Below are 7,098 nucleotides of genomic sequence, written 5' to 3' on the forward strand. Positions count from 1 at the left end.
CTTGCCGCTGCCGACGTGCACGTGCCCGGCGGCCACCAGGACCGGTTCGACGGAGGCGCGGGCCTCGGTGGCGATGCGCCAGCGGTCGCGGCCGTCGGCGGCGTCGAGGGCGTAGACCGTGCCGAGGTAGTCGGCGAGGTAGACACCGCCGCCGGTGACGGCCGGGCCCGGGGCGAAGGCGGGCGGGCTCAGGAAGACCGCCGGGGCCTCGAAGTGCCAGCGGACCCGGCCGCTGACCGCCTCGACGGCGAGTACGCGGGTGCCGGCGGAGACGTAGACGTGCCCGTCGGGCGCCGGGGTGAGCCGCACCGGGACACCGCCGCAGGCGGCCGCGTCGCCGACGGGGTACGACCAGCGCTCCTCGCCGGTGCGGGCCTCCAGGGCGCGCAGCCGGGCGTCCTGCCAGACGTAGACGGTGCCGTCGTGCACCGCCGGGCCGGCCTCCGGGGACTCGAAGTCGGTCTGGCAGCCGGTGATCTCCCACAGCTTCTGCCCGCCCACGGCCTCCCAGGCCTGGACGCCGCCGCCGCGGGTGCCGGTGACGACCGTGCCGCGGTCGGCCTGGAGGGAGTACACCCAGGCGTCCGTGGACAGCCGCCACAGGTCGGTGCCCTCGCGGGCGTCCAGGGCGAACAGGGTGGGGCCGTCGGATGCGTGGATCCGGCCGTCCGCGACCGCCATGGACCAGGCGACGTCCCGGGTCTTGAAGCGGCGGCGGCCCGTGCCCACGTCCAGGGCGTGCACCTCGAAGGAGGTGACGTAGACCAGGTCGCCGTCGACGGACGGGGTCCCCCACAGGTCGTTCGACATGCGGAAGCGCCAGGGCCGCCAGCCGCTCGCCGTCTCCGGGGGTGCCGGCGGCACGGGCGGTACGGCGGGGTCGGCGCCGGCCACGCCGGTGCGGGGCCGGGACCAGCCGGCGACCAGGCCGGCCTCGGGCGGGGGTGCCTTGACGGCGGCGGCGCGGGCGTCGGCGACCCGGGGGCCGGGGCCGATGGGCACCGGGGCGCCGGCCAGCCGGACCGGGCCGGTGTCGGGGGCGCCGGCCGTGACGGGTACGGGCGCGGGGGCCGGGGGGTCGTACGGCGGCGGCGGGGGCACGGCGGCCTGCCGGCCGCCGCTGCGCGGCCCGCCGGCCGCGGCCGGTGCGGGCTTGACGGCGGGGCGCCCGCCGCGGCGGGACTCGATGAGGGCGACCGCCTTCTCGGGCAGCCAGGCGGAGGCGGTGCCGCTGTCGTCGGAGCCGGAGCCGAACAGGTGCGGGGCGAGCTGGGCCTGGAGGTCGGCCGGGGTGGGGCGGGCGGTGGCCTCCATCTGCATGCAGACCTCGATGAGCGGGCGCAGCTCGTCGGGCAGGCCGGTGAGGTCCGGGCCCTCCCGCAGCAGCATGAAGACGGTCTCGACCGGGTTGGCGCCGTGGAAGGGCGGGTGGCCGGTGGCGGCGAAGACCAGCATGGAGCCGAGGGAGAAGACGTCACTGGCGCCGGTGACGCTGCGGGAGTCCTTGGCCTGCTCGGGCGACATGTAGGCGGGCGTGCCGACGGCGACGTTGGTCATGGTCAGGCGGGTGTTCGAGACACCGGAGGCGATGCCGAAGTCGATCACCCGGGGGCCGTCCTCGACCACGAGCACGTTGGAGGGCTTGAGGTCGCGGTGGACCAGCCCGGCGCCGTGGATGGACTGCAGGGCCTCCGCGACACCCGCCGCGAGCCAGCGCACGGCCTGGGCCGGGAGCGGCCCGCACTCGTTCACTATCTCTTCCAGCGAGGGCGCGGGGACGTAGGCGGTGGCCAGCCACGGCACGGCGGCGCGCGGGTCGGCGTCGACCACGGCCGCGGTGTAGAAGCCGGAGACCGCGCGGGCCGCCTCCACCTCGCGCGTGAACCGCACCCGGAAGAGCTGGTCCTCGGCCAGCTCGGTGCGCACCGTCTTGATCGCCACGCGCCGGCCGGACGCCGAGCGCGCGAGATAGACCAGCCCCATGCCGCCGGCCCCCAGCCGGCCCAGCACCTCGAACGGCCCGATCCGCCGCGGATCGTGCTGCGTCAGCTGATCCACCACTTGCCTGCCACCTCCCCGTACGAGCCGCGCCACTCTCCATAGGTACGCGACCGAAGTGCAGCGTCTCACCACCGCACCGCCATGGCGGCACGCACCCCGATTCTTCCTGGCCGGGCGGCTGGTTGCGAACCCTGGGACAATCTGGGTGTCTCGTGCCGTACTGGACCAAAGCGGACCCGTCAGCGTTGCAGCAGTGCGAACGACGCCCCTTGATTGTCGGTGACGACGGCCACTCGTCCGTACGACGTCTCGAAGGGTGGCGCCTGGACGCGCCCGCCGAGCCGCTGCACCGCCCCCAGCGCGTCCGCCAGGTCCGCGACCCGGAAGTGGACGAGGAAGTGCGGGGGCATCTCGGCCGGGAAGACGTCGGTGACGTCCGCGCGGCCGAAGTCGGGCTCGGCGCCGGTGCCGAAGAGGGCGTCGTGGAAGAGACCGCCGTAGAACGCGTTGGCGGCGGCGGTGTCCCGGGTGTACAGCTCGACCCAGACGAAGGTGCCCGGCTCGTGCCGCCGGGCGAAGCCGGGGAAGGTGCCGGGCTGCCACAGGCCGAAGACCGCGCCCTCGGGGTCGGCGGCCAGGGCGGCGGCGCCGAGTTCGCCGACCGGGTACGGCGCCATGACCACCTGCCCGCCGGCCGCCGTGATCCGCCGGCCGAGCGCCCCGGCGTCGGAGGCGGCGAAGGACACCGTCCAGACGGTGGGCATGCGGCCGTCGGTCTTGGGCGCCAGCGAGGCGACGGGGTCGCCCGCCAGCCGGGCCCACACGGAGGAGCCGTACGCCGGCTCGAAGGTCCACCCGAAGAGCTCACCGTAGAACCGCTTGCCCGCCTCGACGTCGGGCAGCTGGGCGTCCACCCAGCAGGGCACGCCCTCCCTGTATGTCTCTTCGTTCGCGGATGCCCTGTTTTCGGCCATGCCGTCAAAGTAACCGCACGGCGCGCACCCCGCAGACCAGGCACACCATCCCCCGAAGCCCCGCGCACCCCATTTGCAGTCGGCCGAATCGCGCTCCCATCACCCCTCGGTAAGCTGACGACATGACAGGACAAGTGCGTACCGTCGACGGCCGCGTGGCCGGCCGGCGTGGGCAGGCGACCCGGCAGAAGCTGCTCGACTGCCTCAGCGAGATGCTCAGCTCCTCCCCCTACCGGGACGTCAAGGTCATCGATGTCGCCCGGAAGGCGGGCACTTCGCCCGCGACCTTCTACCAGTACTTCCCCGACGTCGAGGGCGCCGTCCTGGAGATCGCCGAGCAGATGGCGGCCGAGGGCGCCGGGTTGACCGAACTGCTGGAGGGGCGCAGCTGGGCCGGCAAGTCCGGCTGGGCCACCGCGCAGGAACTCGTGGACGGGTTCCTGGAGTTCTGGCGCAAGAACGATGCGATCCTGCGGGTGGTGGACCTCGGCGCGGCCGAGGGTGACAAACGCTTCTACAAGATCCGCATGAAGATCCTGAACTCGGTGAACAACTCCCTCGCGGACGCCATCGCGGAACTGCAGTCCAAGGGCCGGGTGGACAAGGACGTGAACCCGGCGGCGGTGGCCGGTTCGCTGGTCGCGATGCTCGCGGCGGTGGCGGCCCACCAGAAGGGCTTCACCTCCTGGGGCGTGAAGCAGGCGGAACTCAAGCCGAACCTGGCACTGCTGGTGCACCTGGGCGTGACCGGGAAGAAGCCGAGCAAGTAGCGCCTTGCGCCTTGCGTCCAAGTCCTGTCTGGCGGGCGGCGGTTCACCGAGGTGAGCTGCCGCCCGCCGTGCTACGCGGGCAGCGGTCGGTCCCGCACCACGTGCTTCATCACCAGTGTCGACGTCAGCCGCTGCACCCCCGGCAGGGTCGCCAGCCGCTCGTCGTAGAGCCGCTGGAAGGCGGCCAGGTCGGCGGTGGCCACCCGGAGCAGGTAGTCCGGCTCGCCGAACAGCCGCTGGGCGTCCAGCACATGCTCCAGCTCGCCGACCGCCCGCTCGAACTCCGCGACCGTGTCCCGGTCCTCCTGGCGCATGGACACGAAGACCAGCGCCTCGAAGTTCAGGCCGAGCGCGGCCGGGTCCACCACCGCGCGGTAGCCCTGGACGGCACCGGAGCGCTCCAGCTCGCGCAGCCGCCGGTGGCAGGGCGAGACGCTCAGCCGCACCCGGGCGGCCAGCTCGGTCACGGTCAGCCGCCCGTCCTGTTGCAGCTCGGCAAGGATTTTCCGGTCCACGTCGTCCATGAAGTAGATATTTGCTCAGAATGCGCGATCATGGGCAAACTTCGGGAACACTTTCGGGCCATTCGCGCCTAATGTCCCCGTCATGAACTCGGGACTGCTCCTCTCCTTCCTCGCCGTGGACCTGCTGCTGGTGTGCGTACCGGGCGCCGACTGGGCGTACGTCATCGCGACCGCCCTGCGCGGCGGCTCGGCGGCGCGGGCGGTGGCGGGCCTGGTGTGCGGCTACGCCCTGCACACGGTCCTGGCGGCGGCGGGCCTGGCGGTGCTGGTGGCGGGCTCGCCCTGGCTGCTGACGGCCCTGACGGTGGCGGGCGCCGGCTATCTGCTGTGGCTGGGCTGGGGCGTCCTGCGCCGCCCGGCCGTCCCGGCGGCGGACAGCGCGGCGGCGCCCGGCGGCCGGCCCTTCCTGCGCGGCGCCACGATCAGCGGCCTGAACCCCAAGGGTCTGCTGCTCTACCTGTCGGTGCTGCCGCAGTTCCTCACCCTCACCGGCGCCCACCTCCCCGTGCCCGCCCAGATGGCGGTCCTCGGCCTGCTGCACATGGCGTGCTGCGCGGCCGTCTACCTGACCGTCGGCGCCCTCGCCCGCGTCCTGCTCACGGCCCGCCCGGCGGCGGCCCGCGCGGTGACCCGCACCTCGGGCGCGGCCATGCTCGGCATCGGCGCGCTGCTGCTGGCGGAACGGCTGGCGACGCTCTGAGCCGGGCGAGCTCCAACGGCCGCCCGGATACGAGGGCGTTGACGCAGGCGGCTCCGTAGACTCGCGGTCATGGCATGCCGCATCAGTGAGCTGGTCCTCGACTGCGCCGACCCCGACCGGCTCGCCGCGTTCTGGAGCGAAGTCCTCGGTTACGTCGAACTCGAACGGGAGGCGGACGGAAGCATCGCGATCGGGCCGCCCGGCGCCGGTTTCGGCGGCCCGCAGCCCGTCCTCGTCCTCAGCCCCGGCAGCGATCCGCGGCCCGGGAAGCTCCCCCTGCACCTCGACGTCAACGCCACCGACCGGGACCAGGACGCCGAGCTGGAGCGGCTGCTCGCGCTCGGCGCCAGGCCCGCCGACGTCGGCCAGACCGGCGCCGAGAGCTGGCACGTCCTGGCCGACCCGGAGGGCAACGTCTTCTGCCTCCTGCGCAGCCGGCTGCAGCCGCTGTGAGCCGGGTGCCCTAGAGCCGGGGACCGCGGGGCGCGCGGGTCAGCCGGAAGACCCGGATCTCCCGTTCCACCCGCTCCTGGTACACGGCGTACGGCGGCCAGAACGCCAGCAGTTCCCGCCAGACGGCGGCTCGTTCGCCGCCGGTGAGGAGGCGGGCCGTGACGGGGATGTCCTCGCCCCGCCGGCTGATGGAGGCGTGCGGGTGGGCGAGGAGGTTGTGGGTCCAGGCGGGATGGCCGGGGCGTCCGAAGTTGGAGCCGACCAGGATCCAGCCGCCGCCGTCCGGCTCCGGCATGCAGGCCAGCGGGGTCCGGCGGGGCCGGCCGCTGCGGGCTCCGGTGGAGGTGAGGACCACGCCGGGCAGCAGCCGGGCGCTCGGCAGCACCCGGCCCCGGGTGAGCCGGTGCACGGCCCGGTCGAGGGCGGGGACCACGTGCGGGGCGACCCCGGCGAACGCCCGGGTGGCGGAGACCCTCTGCACGCACCGCAGCACCGCGGCGGCGCCCTTCGCACGTACCGCTCCGGCCGCGCCCATCAGACGGCCACCTCCCCGCCCGTGAACAGCCCGGCCGTCTCGGCGGCCCGGTCGCGCAGCCGGTGCACCGGGCCGAACAGCAGCTCGTCGCCGGCCGCCCGCTTGAAGTACAGGTGGGCGTCGTGCTCCCAGGTGAAGCCGATCCCGCCGTGCAGCTGGATGCCCTCGGCGGCGGCGCACCGCAGTGCCTCCAGCGCCTGCGCGAGTGCCAGGGCACCGGCCCCTTCGCCGCGTCCGGCCGCCCAGGCGGCGTAGTACGCGGCCGACCGGGCCGCCTGTACGGCCACGTGGACGTCGGCCAGCCGGTGCTTCACGGCCTGGAAGGAGCCGATGGGCCGGCCGAACTGGATCCGCTGTCCGGCGTACTCCACGGTCCGCTCCAGGACCCGGCCGGCCGCTCCCACGGCCTCGGCGGCGAGTACGGCGGCGGCCGCGTCCCCGGTACCGGCGAGGGCGGGCAGCACGTCCGCGTCCGGCGGGCCCAGCACCTCGGCGCGCACGTCCCGCAGGTGCACGCGCCCCTGGGGCCGGGTGGCGTCCAGCGCGGACTGCCGGGCCCGTACCAGCCCCGGTTCGTCCCCGGCCACGAGGAACAGCAGGGTCCGGGACCGGGCGAACCCCCCGGTGTGCGCGGCGACCAGCAGCAGCCCCGCGCTGTGCCCGTCCAGTACCTGTGCGACCTCGCCGTACAGCCGCCAGCCGTCCTCCGCGCGGCGGGCCTGGACCCCGCCGGCCCGGCCGCCGCCCGCGCTGAACCCGGCGTTCGCGCCGGTCAGGCCGAGGGCGGTGGTGAGCGCGGGCCCGGGGACGGCGAGGGCGGCGGTGAGCGTGCCGGCGGCGATGCGCGGCAGCAGCCCGGTGCGCTGGGCCTCGGTGCCGAGGGCGAGGACCAGCGGGGCGGTGAGCACGGAGGTGGCGAGCAGCGGGGAGGGGGCCAGGGCGCGTCCGGTCTCCTCGCAGGCGAGGGCCAGCTCGGTGACGGTGCAGCCGGCGCCGCCGTACCGCTCGGGGAGGGCGAGGCCGGGCAGGCCGAGCCGGCCGGCGAGGGCCGGCCACAGCCGGGGGTCGTGCCCGTCGGGGGTGTCGGCGGCGGCCCGCAGTTCCGCCGGGCCGCAGCGGGTGCGCAGCACCTCGCGCAGGG

The 7,098-nt window shown here is 75.0% G+C and carries 8 protein-coding genes; 3 read left to right on the top strand and 5 right to left on the bottom strand.

The genetic code is table 11. The features are described from left to right. Both afsK and kbpA read right to left on the bottom strand, forming a co-directional pair. A partial coding sequence (afsK, locus tag IE312_RS30240; RefSeq protein WP_229900609.1) for a serine/threonine-protein kinase occupies window positions 1-2,061 on the bottom strand: 2,061 nt, incomplete at its 3' end. A gap of 179 nt (window positions 2,062-2,240) precedes the next feature. Continuing rightward, window positions 2,241-2,975 (bottom strand): AfsK-binding protein KbpA, encoded by a 735-nt coding sequence (kbpA, locus tag IE312_RS30245; RefSeq protein WP_189985461.1) that lies wholly within the window; start codon window positions 2,973-2,975, stop codon window positions 2,241-2,243. A gap of 134 nt (window positions 2,976-3,109) precedes the next feature. Between kbpA and IE312_RS30250 the strand changes: the two genes are divergently transcribed. Beyond that, entirely contained in the window at window positions 3,110-3,745 is a 636-nt protein-coding gene (locus IE312_RS30250) for a TetR family transcriptional regulator (RefSeq protein ID WP_189985532.1), read from the top strand. Window positions 3,746-3,816: 71 nt separating this feature from the next. Here the strand turns inward: IE312_RS30250 and IE312_RS30255 are convergent, their stop codons facing one another. Then, window positions 3,817-4,269 (bottom strand): Lrp/AsnC family transcriptional regulator, encoded by a 453-nt coding sequence (locus IE312_RS30255; protein WP_030341781.1) that lies wholly within the window; start codon window positions 4,267-4,269, stop codon window positions 3,817-3,819. Window positions 4,270-4,351: 82 nt separating this feature from the next. Between IE312_RS30255 and IE312_RS30260 the strand changes: the two genes are divergently transcribed. Beyond that, on the top strand, window positions 4,352-4,969 hold the full coding sequence (locus IE312_RS30260; protein ID WP_189985462.1) for a LysE family translocator: 618 nt from the start codon (window positions 4,352-4,354) through the stop codon (window positions 4,967-4,969). Between the two features lie 69 nt (window positions 4,970-5,038). Next, window positions 5,039-5,422 carry a VOC family protein gene (locus tag IE312_RS30265; protein WP_189985463.1) on the top strand — a complete coding sequence of 128 codons (384 nt, stop codon included), beginning with the start codon at window positions 5,039-5,041 and terminating at the stop codon, window positions 5,420-5,422. Window positions 5,423-5,432: 10 nt separating this feature from the next. Here IE312_RS30265 and IE312_RS30270 read toward each other — a convergent pair whose 3' ends face one another. Then, the gene (locus tag IE312_RS30270; protein ID WP_189985464.1) at window positions 5,433-5,957 is read right to left on the bottom strand and encodes a nitroreductase family deazaflavin-dependent oxidoreductase; all 525 of its coding nucleotides are present in this window, start codon (window positions 5,955-5,957) and stop codon (window positions 5,433-5,435) included. After that, on the bottom strand, window positions 5,957-7,098 hold a 1,142-nt coding region (locus tag IE312_RS30275), incomplete at its 5' end, for an acyl-CoA dehydrogenase family protein (RefSeq protein WP_229900610.1). The genes IE312_RS30270 and IE312_RS30275, both read right to left, overlap by 1 nt.

The sequence above is a fragment of the Streptomyces capoamus genome, assembly GCF_014654935.1.
GTDB classification, from domain to species: Bacteria; Actinomycetota; Actinomycetes; order Streptomycetales; family Streptomycetaceae; genus Streptomyces; species Streptomyces capoamus.

Bases quoted from the DNA above. Each gene is read 5' to 3' on its own strand.
- kbpA (WP_189985461.1), bottom strand. From the start codon at position 2,975: ATGGCCGAAAACAGGGCATCCGCGAACGAAGAGACATACAGGGAGGGC.
- IE312_RS30255 (WP_030341781.1), bottom strand. From the start codon at position 4,269: ATGGACGACGTGGACCGGAAAATCCTTGCCGAGCTGCAACAGGACGGG.
- IE312_RS30260 (WP_189985462.1), top strand. From the start codon at position 4,352: ATGAACTCGGGACTGCTCCTCTCCTTCCTCGCCGTGGACCTGCTGCTG.
- IE312_RS30265 (WP_189985463.1), top strand. From the start codon at position 5,039: ATGGCATGCCGCATCAGTGAGCTGGTCCTCGACTGCGCCGACCCCGAC.
- IE312_RS30270 (WP_189985464.1), bottom strand. From the start codon at position 5,957: ATGGGCGCGGCCGGAGCGGTACGTGCGAAGGGCGCCGCCGCGGTGCTG.